Annotated in this window: 19 protein-coding genes and 1 tRNA gene; 8 read left to right on the plus strand and 12 right to left on the minus strand. The window is 56.9% G+C overall.

The window, feature by feature from the left end; genetic code table 11:
- The 4 genes from B4F73_RS06540 to B4F73_RS06555 all read right to left on the minus strand — a co-directional run.
- Nucleotides 1-1,715 (minus strand): AAA family ATPase (locus tag B4F73_RS06540; protein ID WP_290482794.1); only part of this gene is annotated, 1,715 nt, incomplete at its 3' end.
- 27 nt (nt 1,716-1,742) lie between these two features.
- Nucleotides 1,743-2,141, minus strand: coding sequence for an ATP-dependent Clp protease adapter ClpS (gene clpS / locus B4F73_RS06545; protein WP_206991115.1), 399 nt, complete (start codon nt 2,139-2,141; stop codon nt 1,743-1,745).
- 71 nt (nt 2,142-2,212) lie between these two features.
- Nucleotides 2,213-2,605: a DUF1499 domain-containing protein gene (locus B4F73_RS06550; protein WP_290479788.1), complete on the minus strand. Its 393-nt coding sequence runs from the start codon at nt 2,603-2,605 to the stop codon at nt 2,213-2,215.
- A gap of 165 nt (nt 2,606-2,770) precedes the next feature.
- Nucleotides 2,771-3,199 carry a phasin family protein gene (locus B4F73_RS06555; RefSeq protein WP_206991117.1) on the minus strand — a complete coding sequence of 143 codons (429 nt, stop codon included), beginning with the start codon at nt 3,197-3,199 and terminating at the stop codon, nt 2,771-2,773.
- A gap of 225 nt (nt 3,200-3,424) precedes the next feature.
- Here B4F73_RS06555 and B4F73_RS06560 point away from each other — a divergent pair, with 225 nt between their 5' ends.
- Both B4F73_RS06560 and B4F73_RS06565 read left to right on the plus strand, forming a co-directional pair.
- The gene (locus tag B4F73_RS06560) at nt 3,425-4,540 is read left to right on the plus strand and encodes a D-alanyl-D-alanine carboxypeptidase family protein (RefSeq protein ID WP_290479789.1); all 1,116 of its coding nucleotides are present in this window, start codon (nt 3,425-3,427) and stop codon (nt 4,538-4,540) included.
- Nucleotides 4,541-4,633: 93 nt separating this feature from the next.
- Nucleotides 4,634-5,596 carry a KpsF/GutQ family sugar-phosphate isomerase gene (locus B4F73_RS06565; RefSeq protein ID WP_290482795.1) on the plus strand — a complete coding sequence of 321 codons (963 nt, stop codon included), beginning with the start codon at nt 4,634-4,636 and terminating at the stop codon, nt 5,594-5,596.
- Between the two features lie 5 nt (nt 5,597-5,601).
- On the opposite strand, the gene B4F73_RS06570 is transcribed toward B4F73_RS06565, so the two are convergent.
- Together B4F73_RS06570 and galE are read right to left on the minus strand one after the other, a co-directional pair.
- Nucleotides 5,602-6,399 carry an SIMPL domain-containing protein gene (locus B4F73_RS06570; RefSeq protein ID WP_290479791.1) on the minus strand — a complete coding sequence of 266 codons (798 nt, stop codon included), beginning with the start codon at nt 6,397-6,399 and terminating at the stop codon, nt 5,602-5,604.
- A gap of 61 nt (nt 6,400-6,460) precedes the next feature.
- Nucleotides 6,461-7,522: a UDP-glucose 4-epimerase GalE gene (galE, locus tag B4F73_RS06575; protein ID WP_290482796.1), complete on the minus strand. Its 1,062-nt coding sequence runs from the start codon at nt 7,520-7,522 to the stop codon at nt 6,461-6,463.
- A gap of 141 nt (nt 7,523-7,663) precedes the next feature.
- On the opposite strand from galE, the gene B4F73_RS06580 reads away from it, so the two are divergent.
- Nucleotides 7,664-7,740, plus strand: a tRNA-Ile gene (locus B4F73_RS06580).
- Between the two features lie 87 nt (nt 7,741-7,827).
- Here the strand turns inward: B4F73_RS06580 and B4F73_RS06585 are convergent.
- Nucleotides 7,828-8,784: a UDP-glucuronic acid decarboxylase family protein gene (locus B4F73_RS06585; protein ID WP_034810955.1), complete on the minus strand. Its 957-nt coding sequence runs from the start codon at nt 8,782-8,784 to the stop codon at nt 7,828-7,830.
- Nucleotides 8,785-8,873: 89 nt separating this feature from the next.
- Here B4F73_RS06585 and B4F73_RS06590 point away from each other — a divergent pair, with 89 nt between their 5' ends.
- The gene (locus B4F73_RS06590) at nt 8,874-9,545 is read left to right on the plus strand and encodes a DNA-3-methyladenine glycosylase I (RefSeq protein WP_290482797.1); all 672 of its coding nucleotides are present in this window, start codon (nt 8,874-8,876) and stop codon (nt 9,543-9,545) included.
- On the opposite strand, the gene phhA is transcribed toward B4F73_RS06590, so the two are convergent.
- The gene (gene phhA, locus B4F73_RS06595; RefSeq protein ID WP_290482798.1) at nt 9,542-10,447 is read right to left on the minus strand and encodes a phenylalanine 4-monooxygenase; all 906 of its coding nucleotides are present in this window, start codon (nt 10,445-10,447) and stop codon (nt 9,542-9,544) included. The two genes, B4F73_RS06590 and phhA, sit on opposite strands and share 4 nt — an antisense overlap.
- A gap of 112 nt (nt 10,448-10,559) precedes the next feature.
- Between phhA and B4F73_RS06600 the strand changes: the two genes are divergently transcribed.
- Nucleotides 10,560-11,639, plus strand: coding sequence for a glycosyltransferase family 2 protein (locus B4F73_RS06600; protein ID WP_290482799.1), 1,080 nt, complete (start codon nt 10,560-10,562; stop codon nt 11,637-11,639).
- Nucleotides 11,640-11,657: 18 nt separating this feature from the next.
- On the opposite strand, the gene B4F73_RS06605 is transcribed toward B4F73_RS06600, so the two are convergent.
- The 3 genes from B4F73_RS06605 to B4F73_RS06615 are packed head-to-tail and all read right to left on the minus strand — an operon-like array spanning nt 11,658 to nt 14,142.
- Entirely contained in the window at nt 11,658-12,344 is a 687-nt protein-coding gene (locus B4F73_RS06605; protein ID WP_290482800.1) for a cytidylyltransferase domain-containing protein, read from the minus strand.
- A gap of 20 nt (nt 12,345-12,364) precedes the next feature.
- Nucleotides 12,365-13,324, minus strand: a complete 960-nt coding sequence (locus B4F73_RS06610) for a phosphoglycerate dehydrogenase (protein ID WP_290482801.1) — start codon at nt 13,322-13,324, stop codon at nt 12,365-12,367.
- Nucleotides 13,325-13,359: 35 nt separating this feature from the next.
- Nucleotides 13,360-14,142: a 2-keto-4-pentenoate hydratase gene (locus B4F73_RS06615; protein ID WP_290482802.1), complete on the minus strand. Its 783-nt coding sequence runs from the start codon at nt 14,140-14,142 to the stop codon at nt 13,360-13,362.
- A 153-nt stretch (nt 14,143-14,295) separates the two neighbouring features.
- Here B4F73_RS06615 and B4F73_RS06620 point away from each other — a divergent pair, with 153 nt between their 5' ends.
- Together B4F73_RS06620 and B4F73_RS06625 are read left to right on the plus strand one after the other, a co-directional pair.
- Nucleotides 14,296-15,024 (plus strand): inositol monophosphatase family protein, encoded by a 729-nt coding sequence (locus B4F73_RS06620; RefSeq protein ID WP_290482803.1) that lies wholly within the window; start codon nt 14,296-14,298, stop codon nt 15,022-15,024.
- 33 nt (nt 15,025-15,057) lie between these two features.
- The gene (locus B4F73_RS06625; RefSeq protein ID WP_198019709.1) at nt 15,058-16,107 is read left to right on the plus strand and encodes a Gfo/Idh/MocA family protein; all 1,050 of its coding nucleotides are present in this window, start codon (nt 15,058-15,060) and stop codon (nt 16,105-16,107) included.
- Here B4F73_RS06625 and B4F73_RS06630 read toward each other — a convergent pair.
- Entirely contained in the window at nt 16,104-17,492 is a 1,389-nt protein-coding gene (locus tag B4F73_RS06630; protein WP_290482804.1) for a DUF2793 domain-containing protein, read from the minus strand. The two genes, B4F73_RS06625 and B4F73_RS06630, sit on opposite strands and share 4 nt — an antisense overlap.
- 194 nt (nt 17,493-17,686) lie before the next feature.
- Between B4F73_RS06630 and B4F73_RS06635 the strand changes: the two genes are divergently transcribed.
- Nucleotides 17,687-18,813: acyltransferase family protein (locus B4F73_RS06635; RefSeq protein WP_290482805.1), on the plus strand; the 1,127-nt coding region annotated here is incomplete at its 3' end.

The following is an 18,813-nucleotide window of genomic DNA, read 5'->3' on the forward strand; positions in this document are numbered from 1 at the left end:
TCGATTTCGTCGAGCAGCAGCACGCAGTGCGGATGCTGGTCGACGCCATCGGTCAGCAGGCCGCCCTCATCATAGCCGACATAGCCCGGAGGCGCGCCGATGAGACGAGAAACGGTGTGACGCTCCATATATTCCGACATGTCGAAGCGCAGCATCTCGACGCCCATGATGGAGGCGAGTTGTTTGGCAACTTCGGTCTTGCCGACGCCGGTTGGACCGGTGAACAGGTACGAGCCAATTGGCTTGTTCGGTTCACGCAGGCCGGCACGCGCGAGTTTGATGGCTGCCGAAAGCGCCGTGATGGCATCGTTCTGGCCAAACACGACCCGCTGCAAATCGGTCTCCAGTGATTTGAGCGCGGCTGCATCGTCGGTCGAAACCTGTTTGGGGGGGATGCGGGCGATCTTGGCCACGACTGCCTCGATATCCTTCTGCCCCACCGTCTTCTTGCGTTTCGACGTAGGCAACAACCACTGCGCGGCGCCAGCCTCGTCGATCACATCAATCGCCTTGTCCGGCAATTTGCGGTCGGTGATGTAGCGATCTGCGAGTTCAACTGCCGATTTGATGGCATCATTCGTGTAGCGCAGGCCGTGGAAATCCTCGAAGCGGGACTTAAGACCCGTGAGAATCTTGATCGTATCCGGAACAGTTGGCTCAACCACATCGATCTTGCGGAACCGGCGCGACAGGGCCCGGTCCTTTTCAAAATGCTGTTTGTATTCCTTGAAGGTGGTCGACCCCATGCAACGCAGGCCACCGGACTGAAGCGCAGGCTTCAGCAGATTTGACGCATCCATCGCGCCGCCGGAGGTCGCCCCAGCGCCGATAATGGTGTGGATCTCATCAATGAACAGGATAGCTTTTTCCTGCTGCTCCAATTCCTTCATCACGGATTTGAGTCGTTCCTCGAAATCACCGCGATAGCGCGTACCGGCCAACAGGGCGCCCATGTCGAGCGACCAGATAACAGCCTCGTCCAGAATTTCAGGGGCTTCACCATCGACAATCTTCTTGGCCAGGCCTTCGGCGATCGCCGTCTTGCCCACACCGGGATCGCCGACGAGGATCGGATTGTTCTTGCTGCGACGGCAGAGCACTTCAATGCAGCGGTTCACTTCCATGTCCCGGCCGATCAGCGGATCGATCTTGCCGGAGCGCGCCTTGTCATTCAGGTTCACACAGTAAGCGTCGAGCGCCTCATGACCCTGCTTGACCGGCTCTTCTTCCGAAGCCTCCGCACCGCGTGGACTGGATGGGCGCGACATGCCCGGCTGCTTGGCCACGCCATGCGAGATGAAATTCACCGCGTCATAACGGGTCATGTCCTGCTCTTGCAGGAAGTAGGCAGCGTGACTTTCACGTTCAGAGAAGATCGAGACCAGCACATTCGCGCCGGTAACTTCGTCGCGGCCCGAGCTCTCAACGTGAAGGATGGCGCGCTGGACAACACGCTGGAACGCAGCGGTCGGCTGAACGCGGCCTTCGCCTTCATCCACTGTCAGGCTGGAAAGCTCTTCGTCAATGTATCGGCTGAGGTCGGCGCTGAGGGCGTCAATGTTGACCTTGCAGGCGCCCATCACTTCGCGGGCATGCTCATCTTCCGTCAGCGCCAGAAGCAAATGTTCCAGTGTGGCGTATTCATGATCACGCTCTGATGCGAACGTCAGGGCCTTTTCGAGTGCGGTCTCTAGGGAGGGGGACAAACGTGGCAAGTGACTGGCCTTCCGGAGTGAGTGTTTCTAGTCGTCTTTCTCCATGACACATTGGAGAGGATGTTCATGGCGTTTGGCAAGGTCCAATACCTGCGCGACCTTTGTTTCGGCCACTTCATAAGTATAGACACCGCACAACCCCACGCCCTTTTGGTGGACATGAAGCATGATGCGCGTGGCCTGTTCCCGGGAACGATTGAAGAAATGTTCCAGGACGTAGACGACAAACTCCATCGGCGTGTAATCGTCATTCAACAGAAGCACACGGTAGAGCGACGGCTTCTTGGTCCGTACGCGCGTTTGCGTGGACAGACCGAAATTCGTCCCATCATCATCGCCAGCCTGCCCGCCCCCTGGTGGGTCGCCGGGTCCGGGCCGATTTAGCCGTATTGGATCCGTGCTGGAATGGTTCAGGTCACCGCTCATAGTTACCAAGATATACGTTCTTGCCCGACTTTGAAGAGCGGATACGCGGCAAAAGCACAATCTGCCTGAATTCAGGTCACCTGGAGACTGGTGAGGAGGTCATTCACGCGCTTCGCATTCGCGCCCATATCGCTATAGCCCACGCGGGATGCAGAATAGACTGCGAGCGTGGATTTCCCGTCTGAAGGCAGGATGGCGATATCCACATCATCCTTGAATTTGAACAGTTTCGACACCGCGATGAAGCTGATGCGACCCGCCTGGGCGTCGAGCGCCTTCAGCCTCCAGTCCTTGCGCATGGCCACAAGGGCCTCGACCTGGCTGAACAGACTGTCTGTGCTGCAGAAGAAAATCGGGCCTTCTTCGTCCGGGCTAGCCTGGTCAGCAAAGCCCGCCGGTGCAACCAGATACGTGTTCGGCGACTTGGGCCGCTGAAGGGTTTGGAAATCGAGAAAATCGGTCATGCACAACTGTAGGAGCAAGCGCAACGGATTCGCCAGCGCATTCTGCATCTGACATTGAACAAAGTCCGGGCAAAAAAAGAACCGGGCCAAACAGGCCCGGCTCAAATTATCTACGCCACTCTACGCCCCAGAGCCCGCTAGCCTGGCCGGGAAACAAGAAAGCGCTTACTTGGGTGCGAAAGCCATGAACGGCTTCGTCGCGTCGCGCCAAGCAGACATGCAGAGTTCAGCCTGTGCGCTGACTTCGGACGTGTAAGCCGAGAGAAGGTTCTTGGCGAAGCCGGACTGTATTTCCATTGCTTCGCGTGGATCCTTTGCGCCGGTCAGCGACTGCGTGGCTTCGACACCCTGTTCGAGCGTGCGAGCAAAGAAGTCCATGTTGCGGGCGCCAATCGTGCGCATCATTTCCGAAGAAGATGCTGCTTGTTCTGCGAGGGCTTTCATGCCGCCTTCCGCATAACCACCGAACTTGCCTGCGAGACCTGTCATTTGTTCCATGCCTTCATCAATCATTTTTGTTGCCGAATCTGCCACACGCGCTTCCGCTTTGGCTTTCGGAGAAGACTTGGGAGTGGTCTTTTTTGTTGTCGCCATGGGGAGGATCCTTTTCACGCTGGATACCCTAACGTAGCGTAAAATCCGAGCAATTGCAACAATTATTGTGCGGCGCAGCATTTTTAAATTCGCATGAAAATTGCAAGGCTTGAAACCTGATTACAGATTTGTGAGGCTGGGGCCTGCGTTAAGATGTGGTCAACCGATTTGACGGACTCTAGTTTAATCCTCGGGTGCCGGGGTTAACTCATTTTTGGAGAGAACATGATGCGGCTCGCACTACCACCTGTCCTGAAAGCACTCACTATAGCGGTGGCGCTGATGGCGGCAGGCCTGTTTGCCCAATCTGCTCACGCCGAAAAGTACGCCTCCATCGTGATCGATGCGGATACTCATGAAGTACTTCATGCCCGCAATGCCGATGAAGCGCGTTATCCGGCCTCCCTCACCAAGGTCATGACCCTCTACATGCTGTTTGACGCGCTGAAGACCGGCGAGGTCACCCTGGATGAGCGGCTCGTTGTCTCGCGCCACGCGGCGAGCCAACCCCCTTCAAACCTCAAGCTTCGCACCGGCTCGACCATGACAGTTCGCGACGCAATTGGCGCGCTGGTCAGCAAATCGGCCAATGATGTCGCTGTGGTTGTGGCTGAGCGTCTCGGGCGCACCGAAAGCCGCTTTGCCCAATTGATGACTGTGAAGGCCAAATCGCTCGGAATGAACCATACCCGCTTCATGAACGCGTCGGGCCTGCCCAACACACAGCAGCTGACGACCGCGCGTGACCTTGCCATCCTGGCCGATGCGATGCTCACCGATCATGCTGACTATTATCATTACTTCTCGTCCAGCAGCTTCCAGTGGGCTGGACGTACCTACAAGAACCATAATGAGTTGCTCGGCAAAGTAGACGGCGTCGACGGCATCAAGACTGGCTATACCCGCGCCTCCGGATTCAACCTGATGACGTCTGCCAAGCGCGATGGCAGCCGCATTATTGCGATCATGCTGGGCGGGAACACGTCCCGGTCTCGCAACGCGCATGTCGAGGATCTTGTTGAAGCTGCATTTACGACGCTCACCGATCCTGCGCATGACACACAGCTCGCCTTTGCCGGCGTCCTGCAGCCTGTACACCCGAACGATGCTGCAGAACCAATGCTGAATGGAAAACGCATCAGCGTGATCATTGCGGAAGGTGGCGGTGACGCAGATGACGACAAACTGGTCGTGGCTGAAACGGCACCTGCTCCAGCGCCAACGCCAGAGATTGTCGAACACACAAAGATGGAAACTCCGGTTGAGCCGTTTGTGCAGCCCACGACCCACATCATGAGCGTATCGGAATACGAAGCGCGTCAGATGCAGATCGCGAAGTAACGCCTGAGTTCACGGTTCCAATCTGAAACGCAGCCCTTGCAAGCCCAGGCGGGCTGACCCAGAAGGCTTTCCAGCCATCAGGAGCGAACAGACGTGACCCGTGAAAGCGACATCGATATTGCGCGCAATGTAATTCGCATTGAACGCGAAGCCCTTGAGCAACTGGAAGCCGGTCTGGACACGGCCATCGAAAAGGCCGCTGACCTCATCATGGCCACGGATCGGCACATCATTGTCGCCGGCGTGGGCAAGTCGGGACATATCGGCCAGAAGATCGCGGCCAGTCTCGCATCGACGGGCACGCCCTCATTCTTCCTCCATCCGACCGAAGCCAGTCATGGTGACCTGGGAATGATCGTTCCAGGCTCAGTCGTGATCGCGATATCCTATTCGGGCGAGAGCCGCGAACTGGTCGATCTGATCCGCTATTGCCGCACCAATTCGGTACCCCTGATCGGCATGTCACGCGCGGCAGAGTCGACGCTTGGTCGGGGGTCGGATGTATTGCTGACGCTGCCAACCGTTGCGGAAGCCTGCCCCAACGGGCTCGCGCCAACATCCTCAACGACCATGGCGCTCGCACTTGGTGATGCGTTGACCATAGTCCTGATGGCGCGACGAGGCTTTTCACGGGAAGAGTTCGGATTCCGTCATCCGGGGGGGAAACTTGGCCGCTCCCTCCAGACTGCCGGCGACTATGTGGCGGATCGCACAGACGATATACCATCGGTCAGCGAAACCGCGGCTGTCGAAGACGTCATTCTGGCCATCTCGGAAGGCCGCAAGGGATGCGTGGCCGTACTGGATGCGACTGGCGTGATTGTGGGAATGGTCACCGACGGCGACTTGCGACGTGCCATGCTGGCAGGAAAGCTGACCGGAAATGCCGCCGCGATCATGACGCCATCGCCCCGCACGATTTCACTCGACGAGCGCATGTCCGCAGTCATCAAGAGATTGACCGAGCATCGCATCTCCAACGCATTCGTTGTGCAAGATGGACGCCCGGTCGGGATTGTCGACATGAAAGACCTTCTCGCCGAAGGCTATGTCTGATTGGCCTAATTGATCAGTTCGAACCGGATATTTACTTGGGCCGAATAGCCAATTTCACCGCCTGAAATCGGCGTGGATGCCATATCGGCAGATTCGTGCATCGCCATCATCCTGCCCATCGGTGCAGGCGAAGGTTCATTCCCGCCACTTTCGGAGATGTTGACGATGCGCGACACGCGCATGCCGACAGCTTCAGCGTAGAGTTCAGCGCGCGCAGTTGCGTCCGCAACGGCCTTGCGCCGCGCTTCGTCACGCGCATCACTGGCATCTTCAAGCGCGAAATTCAGGCCCGAGAACGTGTTACCGCCTGCGACAACGAGGCTATCAAGCGTTTCACCCAAACCATCCAGATTGGTCACTTTGACGGTCAGCTGGTTTGACGCCGAATAACCACGCAGAACCTGTTTGCCGTTGCGACGCCCATTGGCATCGGTTTCCTCGACATAGTCGTAAACCGGATTGAGAGAGATGTTCGACGTCTGCATGTCCTTGTCGGCGACGCCTGCGGACTTCAGCGCGTTCATCATGCTGGTCATCGCCTCAGCCTGCGCCGCCATTGCAGCAACTGCGGTCTTGGCTTCCTCGTTTACACCGGCCGTGATGTAGGCAATGTCCGGCGCGCGCTTCACATTGGCGGTCGCGGAAATATCCAACGTGGTTTCGGGCTGGATCGAATTGGGGTGGTAGGTCATCTGGCTCGTCCCGGTTGGAACCGATTGGGACGGCATCTGCGCACAGGCAGACAGGGTTCCTGCCAGGGCGATGGCGCTGGATGCGATGAACAGATTCCGGAAAGTGCGCATGTTGTCTCCTCGGTTTATTGATCGAGACCGATGGCTACCAGCGCATTGTGTCAAACTCGCGTCAGGCGGCTCCGACTTCGCGTTGCGGATACCCTTCCGGATTGCCGCTTTGCCAGGCCCATTGATCTCGGCACATGTCTTCCAACGTCAAACGAGTCTTCCAGCCAAGAAGTTCCATCGCATAGGAGGGATCAGCCCAATAGGCAGGTAAATCGCCAGCACGGCGTTCGGCGAAATTGAGCGGGATCTCCCGACCGCTCGCCTGTTCAAACGCTTTCACCACATCCAGGACCGAATAGCCGTTCCCGGACCCGAGATTGACTGTGAAACTGTCCGGACTTTCCAGCAGTTTCTCAAGCGCAACGATGTGCGCTTCGGCGAGGTCGACGACGTGGATATAGTCGCGCACACCCGTGCCGTCCGGCGTATCGTAATCATTGCCGAACACGTTGAGATGGGGGCGACGCCCCACCGCCACCTGGGCAACGAACGGCATCAGATTGTTCGGCACCCCGTTCGGATCCTCGCCGATCAGACCGGTGGGATGCGCACCAATCGGGTTGAAGTAGCGCAGGATGCCCGCATTGATACCTGCGCCCGATGCGACGAGGTCATTCAGCATCAGCTCAACCGCATATTTGGTCATGCCATAGGGATTGGTGGGCGCCAGCGGATGGTCTTCAGTATAAGGCAGCGAAACCGGTGTGCCATAGACAGTGGCAGACGACGAAAACACGATATGTCCGACACCCGTCTGTTTCATGGCGTCGAGCAGGCTGAGTGAGCCCTGAACATTATTGCTGTAATAATCGAGCGGGTTGGCAGTCGATTCCCCAACGGCCTTCAGGCCGGCGAAGTGAATCACGGCCTCGCATTCGTGCTCGCGCAGAGCACCTATCATGGCCTCGGTGTCGCGAATGTCTGCTTCGATGACCGGCACATCATTTGCGCCCGTAATCTGACAAATCCGATCGATGGCGGCCATGCTGGAATTGACGAAATTGTCTACAATTACCGGCGTATATCCTCGGTTCAGCAACTCGACACATGTGTGCGAGCCGATATATCCAGCCCCCCCCGGCACGAGAATCCGCTTTGAGTTGCCTTGCATGAATTTTGACATCCCTGACTTGTCCCCAACTCCATCGTGTAGGTCGTGTCCAATGATCATGCAAACGATCTGCCACATTTACGCACGTAATTCGCAAGAGCGTGGCAGACAGCACATTGCCTTGCCAAAGAAGCACGCTAAAACGGGCCGCTGGGGCCTGTAGCTCAGTTGGTTAGAGCGGACCGCTCATAACGGTTTGGTCGCGGGTTCAAATCCTGCCGGGCCCACCATTTTCCTGTGAGAGCGCCTTTGCGCACAACCTGCTTCGGCGGAGCAGATTGAAGCTGGAAATTCTCAAAGCGCCCGCAAATGCGGGATCAGCCCAGCATCGCCCGGACTTCTTCGTCAAAATACGCAATCGTCGGCTTCAAGCCTTCCTCCAGCGCAATCGTCGGTTCCCAGTCGAGCGTATCGCGCGCACGGGTGATGTCCGGCTGGCGCTGACGGGGGTCATCTTGCGGTAGCGGCTTGTGCACCAGCTTGGATCGCGCACCGGTCATCTCGATGATTTTCTCGGCGAGTTGGCGGATCGTGAACTCGCCGGGATTGCCGAGATTGATCGGACCGGTCACGTCGTCGCTCGTATTCATCAGTCGGATCAGGCCTTCAACAAGATCCGAAACATAGCAGAAGCTGCGGGTTTGTTCGCCATCGCCGTAAAGCGTGATGTCTTCGCCCTTCAGCGCCTGAACGATGAAGTTGGAAACCACACGCCCGTCATTCGGATGCATGCGCGGTCCATACGTGTTGAAGATACGCGCGACTTTGATCTGGACCTTGTGCTGTCGATAATAATCGAAGAACAGCGTCTCCGCACAGCGTTTGCCTTCGTCATAACAGGCACGCGGCCCCAGCGGGTTCACATTGCCCCAATAGTCTTCCGTCTGGGGGTGGATCTCCGGATCGCCATACACTTCGGACGTCGAGGCTTGAAGAATTTTGGCCCGCGTCCGTTTGGCCAGGCCCAGCATGTTGATCGCGCCATGCACGCTGGTCTTGGTCGTCTGAACCGGATCGAACTGGTAATGCACCGGACTCGCCGGGCAGGCCATGTTGTAGATCTGGTCCACTTCGACAAAGAGCGGCACGGTCACGTCATGGCGCATCACTTCGAAACGGGGATTGTCGAGCAGATGCGCTACGTTGGTGCGCCGACCGGTGAAGAAGTTGTCCACGCAGAGCACTTCAGCCCCGGTATCCAGCAGGCGCTCGCACAGGAAGGAGCCGATAAAGCCGGCACCGCCGGTGACGAGAATTCGGGGGACATAATGCATCCCCCAGCGATCCCTGCTTTTCCCTATGGGGTCAAGACTCTTAGACATTTCCGGGCCTTGTGACAGACTGCTCATGGGAGGCCTGACAGATGAACCCTTTTGACCGCATCGTGGATTTCGCCGCGCAGCATCATGGAGATCGCGCCGCTGTTCTTGAGATGTCGCAGAATGCCCATCAGGCAAAATCCCTGAAGAAAATACCCGACGACCGGTATCTCGCCACGATGACGCGCTGCGTGTTCAATGCCGGCTTCAACTGGAAAGTCATTGATGTGAAATGGGACGGGTTTGAACTGGCCTTCGAGGGCTTCGATCCAAACAGGCTCGCCTTCTTTGGCGACGAGATGCTGGGGCAGCTCGTGTCGGACACGCGTATCGTGCGCAATGGCCAGAAGATCAAGGCGACGCTTGAGAATGCGAAATTCGTGGCGGACACCGCCAAAGCGCATGGCAGCTTCGGCGCGTTCCTCTCTGCCTGGCCCGCTGACGACCAGGCCGGGCTTCTCAGCTACCTGAACACAAACGGCTCACGCCTTGGCGGAGCGACGGGGCAGTATTTCCTGCGCTTCTCGGGCTGGGATGCCTGGATCACGTCTGGGGATGTCTGCCGCGCCCTGGTACGGGAGGAGGTGCTGGATAAGCCAGAGGCCAAATCCAAATCCGCGATGAAGAAAGTGCAGGTAGCCTTCAATCACTGGCATGCCGAGAGCGGCCTGCCTTATGCCCAGATCAGCCGCATTCTGGCGCTCAGCGTCGGCTAGACCTGCGCCTTCTGGCGAAAATAGTCGAGCGATCCACGATGGATCAGCGCATCGCCTGGCACGGTTTCATGAGCCTCTATGTCGGGCTTGTTTTTCACCTCATCATAGACGCCGCCGAAATCCTGGTAGCAGGCATCGAGCAAGGCATCGAAGCTGTCGATCACGAAATAGGTCTGCTGAAAGTCGTCGATGATGTATTTGGTGCGCATGATACGCTGCAGGTCGAAGGCGACCCGGTTGGGGCTGTCATCCTCAAGCGCAAACACGGTCTCGTTGGGGCTTGAGAGAATACCGGCGCCATAGATGCGCAGACCGCCCGCTTCGCGGATCAGGCCGAACTCGACCGTGTACCAGTAGAGCCGCGCAAGATTGTGCAACTGGCCGAGTTGCATGGCCCGCTGTCCGCCTTTGCCATAGGCTTCCATGAAATCAGCGAATACTGGGTCAGCCAGCATCGGCACATGACCGAAAATATCGTGAAAAATATCCGGCTCCTGGAGGTAGTCGAACTCCGCCTCGGGTCGGATAAAGGCCCCGGCCGGAAACCGGCGATTGGCGAGATGGTCAAAGAAAATCTCATCCGGCACCAATTCCGCCACAGGCACAACGCGCCATCCCGTGATCTTTTCCAGCTTGTCCGACAGTTCAGCCATGTTCGGAATACCTGACGCGGACAGTTCAAGCTCTGCCATTGCTTTCAGGGCCACTTCCGAGGCCCGGCCTTTTGCAATCTCTCGCTGACGCAGGAACAACCGATCCCAGCGGTCGTGCTCTGCCGCGCTGTAGGTATCCCACGCCTGATCGATCGTGAAATCAGCGGCGCGCGGAGCGTCATGGTAACGATTCTTGGCAGGTGAAGTTGTCATGGTCGGACTGTACAGCAAATCAATATATAGTTCCATATGAAACTATATATCCCTCTCTTGAGCTGCTTCCAGCACTCGGGTCGACGGCGTTAAGGGAACATGCCAGTAAGGTTTCGGGAATGAAGTGGGGCGTACAATTGTAATCGGTATGACAGAATCAATTTCCCCCGCAAGCGCCGCGCCGAAGCCCTTCAAGTCTTCAGCGATCAGCTTCTCTGTGATCATTGTGAACTATAATGGGGGCGCGTATTTGCAGGCCGCCGTCGATTCGCTGAAGACCCAGACGCTTCAGGACTTTGAGCTGATTGTCATCGACAATGCATCGACCGACGGATCGCCAGATACGTTGGATCTCTCTGGTATCGCACAAGCCAGACTCACAAAGAATTCGGACAATGTCGGTTTTGCGGTGGCCAACAACCAGGCGGCAAATCTGGCGCGCGGGCAATGGCTCGTATTGCTCAATCCGGACGCCACAGCGTCCGCCAACTGGCTGGAGAAGCTTCAAGCCGCCTCCCGGCGCTATGCGGGCTGCCATGTGTTCGCCTCGACCCAATACTGCCTCGACGACCCGGATATGCTGGACGGCGCGGGCGATGCGTATTTGATCTTCGGCATTCCTTGGCGGGGTGGCTTCGGCCATCCGGCTTCCAAGCTACCCGATACGGGCTTCTGCTTCAGTCCATGCGGCGCTGCGGCAATGTATGACCGGGAACTTTTCCTGCGTATCGGCGGCTTTGACGAACGCTTTTTCTGTTATTGCGAAGATGTCGACATCGGCTTCCGCCTGCAGCTTGAAGGGGAGCCATGCGTCTTCCTCAAGGATGCGGTTGTGCACCATGCGGGCAGTGCCATTTCTGGTCGCCACAGCGCCTTTTCATCCTATCACGGAACACGCAACCGCATCTGGACCTATGCGAAGAATATGCCGACTCCTTTGCTGGTCCTAACTGCTCCGGTTCATCTCGTTCTGTCGGTGTATCTCATTTTCCGGAGTGCCATGATCGGATGTTTCAAACCCACACTACGTGGAACCTGGCACGGCGTGCGAGATCTACCGGCGATCCTGTCAGACCCACGCTGGCGTGTTCGGAAGAGAAAGCGTTCGATGATGGATCTTCTCCGCACGATGACGTGGAATCCACTACGCATGAACCAGAGACTGCCTCATGTCCGGCCCCTGCCTTCTGACGCGGATCAACCCCTGATCGCCCGAGAAGCACACTAGAACAGGCGACAGACTCCGTCAGTCACCCTCAACCGCACCGCCTTGATGGACGAAGTCATACAAGGCTTCTGCAATCCGCAGATCTTCCTCAGTCTTGATGACATGACCTGCCATCTTGTTGACGGGAAACACGCCTCGTCGGCCCGCATATGTTGCGCAGCCGCCGGACTCTTTTGCGGCGAGGAATGTCGCAGAGCGCCACCCTGTGATAGACCAGGAAACCTTCCGAACAGGATCGAGATCCTGCGAGTTCGTCTTCTCGGAAAACGTGAAGTTCACAGGCTCATCATGGTAGAGGCATTCCAGCTGATCATCGACCACGCTGAGCAGCACGTCGACATCGGTTTCAATCATTGCACTTACAAAGTCGCGCACCTCAGCGGTTGTCAGCAATGGCGCAATCGAGTGTACCTGGAACACGCGATCACAGGGATTGGCCTTCAGGAACTCTGTCACGAAGTCTTCACTCGTTGCGTTGTTGGATCCAAGCTCCTCCGGGCGCTGATGGAACTCAACACCCTCGGCTTGCGCAATCGGCCCGAAGTCCGGATGTTCGGAATTCACGATGATGCGGTCGAAGACACCCGCCTCGCGGCATTTCCGGATCGCGTGCACGATCAACGGAACGCCTTTCAACGGCGCCAGGTTCTTCTTTTGCAGACGCTGGCTGCCCATACGGGCGGGGATCATCGCGATATTGGTCATGCGGCAACAAGCCTTTCGGTTTAGCGCAAATAGTCTGGAATATGGCTCAATGCAGGTTGGGCGTTTTCTAGCCCTTCAATCGCAGCCATGCCCATCATGAAAATGGCTTCTTCAGCGCTACCGCCAATATGGCCTGTAGCGATGAAGTTCGGCAGTCGCAGCAGGTCCATGTCCGTCGGGGGTTCCGGTTCAAACACGTCAAACGCAGCCGCCGCAATGTTCTCATTGTGCAACGCGCGCTTCAGCGCTGCCTCGTCCACCAATCCGCCACGCGCCGTATTGACCAGTACCGCATCAGTCCGCATGCGAGCCAGGCGATCGGCATTGATGATCATCGACGTGGCAGGTGTGAACGGCACGTGCAGCGAAAGGACTTCACTGGTCTCGACCAGTTCATCCAGTGAAACGCTTTTCACGCCAGTTTCCTCACAGAATTCCGACAGGTCGCGAATATCATGCGCCTGGACTTCGCAGCCAAGCGCCAGCATGAGCCGCGCCACTTCCTTACCAACATGTCCGCACCCCAGCAGGCCCACTTTGCGGCCTTGCAACTGACGACCCTTGATCTGACGAAATTCACCCCCCACGATTTCCATATGTGACCTCACAACATGGCGCAGGCTTGCTATGCTGAGTGCAATCACAAGCTCCGCGACAGACCGGCGATTCACGCCGCCTGTCCAGCCAACGTGGACTCCGTGAGCTTCACACGCATGCAGGTCCACATTGTTCAGGCCTACGCCATATTTGCCGATGACTTTCAAATCAGGCAGCCGCGCAAGGATGTCATCGGTGATCTTCTCGAGCGCGACTACGACGTGGGACTTGCCCTGCAGAAAGGCGACGAGTTCATCACCCGCCAAGGTGCGCCCGGTGTCGTTCAAAGTGACGTCGCTGTAGCGGCGATTGAGTTCAGCGGCCAGCTTTTCATGCGCGGAAAAGGAACGCGATAGCACGGCGACGGAGGCAGTGTTGTTCATTGAAATTTTCTCCTGTCCCGAGATGCGTATCCCGCTTACGAACCGGCTGCGAAATGCAACTCGGCCTCCCCAAGACCGTCGACACTTGCCACAATTCTGGCAGGCCCATCAAGGCCCACACGCGGGGCCAGCGCCCCAAGCAGGATTACGTCGCCGCGCCGATGTTCCCATCCTCTCGCTGCCATGCGATTCACATGATCGGTGAGCAATTCAGACGGCAACGCAACCAGCTGCCTGACATCACCCTCCTCCTTCACGACACCGTCCACAATCAGCCGACCCATGCGATCAAGATCATCGAGACTATCGGCGCCCTCTACGCCCTCTCCGGCAACCGCATAACCTGCTGCACCATTGTCCGCGACCAGCGCCAGGCCGCCATGGATTGCCAGCGCAGAGAAGCGGGTTTCGGGAACTTCGATCGCGGCAATGGTCCGCGCCACCGCATCCAGCACCTCAGCGCGCGTATATCCACCGGGCTTCAGCGGCAGGTCAGCCCCCAGGACGACCGCCAGTTCACATTCCGCGCCCGGCTGCCTGAAGTCGGTCATGGGCCGAGTGTCACCCGACGAGATCATGTTCGTCGAGGGGATCAGTCCCGAGAAAGGCCGGGCCAGCCCAAGACCGTCGCGCGACCCCTGATTGCTTGCGCCCAGCTTCCAATGGCCGCCTTTCAGTCCCAACGCCCTCAGATAGGAGTCCTGCACGCCTTCGGCGGACTCGTAATCGGCGGGCAACTGGTCTGTTGGGAGGGAGCAGATGGCGCCCGTTCGGGCTGCTGAAACCAGTGCGTCGGAAAGATTTTCGAAGTGTTTCATGAAATCAGAATGCCCGAATGAGTCATGCCGTTTGCTCCTGCATTACGCCTTGTTCTAGGGGAGCAACTACCCTATCAAAAGCCCCTCAGGTCAGGGAACACCTCACGGCTTCGAATTCCGTACCGAATTGATACGCGAGTAGATAATCCAGCTATGTCCATCGTGATCAATTACGAACTCTTGCTGGCGAGCGCCAAGGCAAGCGGCGACTTCCTCCGCTCACGATTCGCAGACGCCGCAATAGACACCGCGCTGGCGCGAGATGTGAAACTTGCCGAAGATCGCCATTCAGAAGAAATGGTGGCCGCCGGACTGCTTTCCGATAGTCCGTGGGGCGTCATGTCTGAAGAGGGTGGATGGCTCCGAGAGCCAGCGAGCCCGGATGAACCCTATTGGGTAATCGACCCCTTGGATGGAAGCTACAATTTCATGCGCGGAATCCCCTTGTGCGCTGTTTCCATTGCGCTTTGTCAGGGAATGACGCCGCTAGCGGGCGCGGTATATGATTTTGTCCGGGACGAACTTGTCCACACGAATGAGACAGCCGGGCTGTATCGCAACGGCGAACGCATTGACCGCGCGGCCCTTGGCGGCCCGTTGTCCCTCTCAACAGGTATCCCCGCCGCCACACGCTCCAATGCCGAAGCCGCGGCAAAGAATGCCGAGTCACTGAACGCCTGGGGCAAGGTACGGATGATCGGCTCGGCCGCCCTGTCCCTCTCATGGGTCGCTCAGGGGAAACTGGACGGATACAAAGAAACAGGAATCAGGTGGTGGGATGTCGCCGGCGGCCTCGCATTGGTGCGGGCCTCTGGCGGAAATTTCACCGTCGCAAACGACGATATATGGTCACCGCTGGAAGTCTCGGCCAATGGCCGTTAGCGACGCCCAGCGTAGAGTTTTAGGAGTGAAACAATGTCAATGAATGTTGGAATTTGCGGATTCGGCAAAATGGGACAAATTCGTGCCGATGCGATCGAAACGCACGGCTTCGCCCAGATCAAATCCGTCTTCGACGTCAACATCCCCGATGACTGCAAATACCCGGTCGCCAATTCCATTGACGAGATCATCGAAGACCCGGACATCGACATTGTCTTTCTTTGCCTGCCCAACTATTTCAACAAGCCAAAAACGATCATGGCACTGAAGGCTGGCAAGCACGTCTTCTGCGAAAAGCCCCCCGCTTTCAGCGCTCAGGATGTGCGCGATATTCAGGAAGTCGAACGCGCCAGCGGCAAAGTACTGATGTACGGTTTCAATCACCGTCAGCACGGTGCAATCGACAAGATGAAGAGCATCGTGGACTCCCGCAAGTTCGGCTCCATTCTCTGGATGCGTAGCCGCTACGGCAAAAGTGTGGATGGTGACTATCTGAACACATGGCGGGCCAAGAAGGAACTGGCTGGCGGCGGCATTCTGCTGGATCAGGGCATCCACATGCTCGACCTCCTGCTCTACCTGACCGGCAAGCCGTTCGACGAAGTTCACGCCATGGTCTCCAACATGTACTGGAAAACCCCCGGCATCGAAGACAATGTCTTTGCGATCATGCGCAACACGCAAACGGGCGTCACTGCGTCGGTCCACTCCACCATGACGCAATGGAGACACCTGTTCTCGCTCGAAGTCTTCATGGAGCGCGGCTATATGGTGCTGAACGGTTTGAAGACGTCGTCAGGGACCTATGGCGACGAGATCCTTACCATCGCTCAGAACCGCACAACGGCGCCAGCGGCAACATGGGAAGACGAAGAACGCCTGACCTTCCACATCGACCAGTCATGGGCACGGGAGATCGAGCTCTTCTTTGACAGCGTCCAGAACGGTGCCCCGGTTAAATTCGGGTCCTCTGATCAAGCCCTTGAAGTCATGTCCCTGATAGACATGATTTACGAGCATGATCTGCATCAGGCACCAAACCTCGCCGACCAACTCAACATGACCGTCAAGGAACTGACCTAGCCCGGACGCTCCGGCTTCGGCGTCTTTTCTGACGCTTTCAGCATCTGATGGAGGGTGTCGATCAGTACGGCGTGGATTTCGGCGGTTTCCACCAGTCTCTGAATCCACTCACCCATTGTGAGCGGTCCGTTGACGGGATCATAGGTTGCCTCGTTCGGCATCGAGGTCAGATGGCGTTTGTCTTTCCAGTGCCGGGCGTAACCGTCCAGTGTGAGCGGGTCATGTGAACCGCCGATACGCGCCACAAACCGGCGCGCTGGCTCGTGATGGCGGGCAATTGTCGCTGCCGGGGGAACATGCCGGTCTGGCGTGCGCGCATCCCACTTGTCGATATCTACACGTCCGTCGATCGCCTGATCCAGCACATAACAGCTCAACAATGCGTTATCATCATATAGAGCCTCGGCGTTGATCGTGCCGGCGCCCTTGTCACCGCCGGTTGGCGACCCGGCAACGATGCCGCCGGCAAGAACATTCAACCGCGCAGAGGGACTTGATGTCCCTATCCCGACCTGGCCATCCGCATCGATGGTCATGCGCGCAGAGCCCGCCGTGTAGAACTGCGTGTTGTCGCCAGTGCGTGCGAACAGGATCGGACCATTGCCAGTTGAAGTGGTCGTGTCATCCTGCATCTGAAACACAATGGTCGGATCGGTTCCCTCGAGCTTGAAGGCAACATTCGCCAAGCCCGCATTGACATGGAAAGGTGTCGCTGGCGCATCCGTCCCGATACCGACGAAGCCGGTATCCTTGTCGACCGAAATTGCATCCCGCCACACGCTTCCATCATTGCTGACCTTTATGTGGAAATCGTCATCACCCGTCAGACCAATCTCCGCGCGCCCTGATGCGCCCGATTGCATGAGAAGAGAGGCAGTCGCGGCCGGGGCACTCTTGTTGACGTTTAAGCGACAATCCCCGTTACCGGGTGTGACGTCATCATGCTGCAACAGGACAGAGTCAGATTTCACAGACAGGCGATTGGAAAGGTCGGCTATCGTGTTGATCCCCAATACCGGGCTCTCTTCCGATGGCGCGGCGCCCGCCATAACCACCCAGTCAGCGCCATTGAAAACGCGCATCATCGCTTCATCCAGAATGTAAGCCCGCATACCCGCCAGTGCCGGGAATACGGCCCATGCACCATCCTGGAATGTGGCGATTGTATTCACGGCATAGCCGGACCAGTTCTCGCCCGTCGCGCTGGCAGGAATGATGTAGGCCTCACCGTCCAAAGGCGCCTCGGGCTGGATCGAAATTGCTTTCGATTGCACGCACAGCTGAACCATCTGGTCCAGCTTGCGGAACGCCTCGTTTACGGTGACATGTTTCTGGGCCTGATTGGGTATCAGGTATGGCAGACCAAGACGTGCAGACTCGTCCATGGGGAGCTCCTTTTATTTGAACTTTTTGGACATCAGTGTATCTCACGCTTGCATTCAGGCGGATAACTTCCGCTAATTCCACTCAACGAGAATCAGAGCTGCTGAGCCAGATAGGTTACGATATCAACAGCTCGCCTCAGCAGTCCGACAAGTTTCGCGCTGAGTTATGAAACACGCCTAAGGGGATTGATATCGTGCAGACATACAGGCCTGACATCGACGGCCTCCGGACCATCGCGGTATTGTCAGTAATACTTTTTCACGTCGGATATTCGCAATTTGGCGGTGGCTTCGTCGGAGTCGACATATTTTTCACGATCAGCGGATATCTCATCACGAAGATTATCGTTGAAGAAAAATGTGAAACGGGAAAGTTTGACTTTTTTCGCTTCTACATGCGTAGAGCGCGGCGTTTGCTGCCGACTCTACTCCTCGTGGTCGCGGCGACCCTTCTGGTGGGATTTTTTATGTTCCCCAAGGATCTGACGCAGGATCTGGGAGGGTCGGCAGTTTACAGTTTGCTTAGCATTTCAAATATCTATTTTTGGCTCAATAGCGGCTATTTTGATGCAGGCGCAAACCTCAGACCCCTTTTGCACACGTGGTCACTTGCAGTCGAAGAACAATTTTATCTTGTTTGGCCCGCTCTACTAGTTGGGACGCTTTCATTAGCAGCGTCGGGAAGGAAAGCGCTCTTAATAGTGCTGCTATTCGTGGGATGCGGTTCATTTCTTGCCGGGGAACTGCTGCTCAACGGGTGGGGTCCCACCTACATCCAACAATTAGCTATCGACGCTGAGACCACGACGTTTTTTCTCGCCCCCTTTCGTATGTATGAGTTCATCCTCGGGGGGTTAGTTCTTTGGCTCCCCAAGCTTGGCCCAAAACGCTCGCTACTGTCCGATCTGATTGCCCTCACGGGCATCGGTCTGATGGCCTACGGTATATTCTTTGTTACCGAGGAAAGTAAATTCCCTTCGTACAATGCTCTTGTTCCGTGCCTGGGAACCGCACTCGTCATTTGGGCTCAAAATGGCAGGTTCATACCGGTCGCACTAGGGATCGGCCCCATGGCATACCTTGGCCGAATTAGCTACACGCTCTATCTGATCCACTGGCCGGCTACTGTCTACTATGGTTTTTGGCGTGCGGGTCCACTCGAGAATGCTGATCGAATCGCAGTTCTGGCAGTTACTTTCGTATTGTCAGCAACAGTGTACCACCTGCTGGAAAAACCACTTCGCAGACCCACGCCTAAGCGACAACAGCTAAATCGTAGTGCTTTCGGACTCGTGTGTTGTTTTGTTGGTTTGATATTGAT

It is taken from the genome of Hyphomonas sp. UBA3601 (assembly GCF_002375605.1).
In the GTDB taxonomy this organism is placed as follows: Bacteria; Pseudomonadota; Alphaproteobacteria; order Caulobacterales; family Hyphomonadaceae; genus Hyphomonas.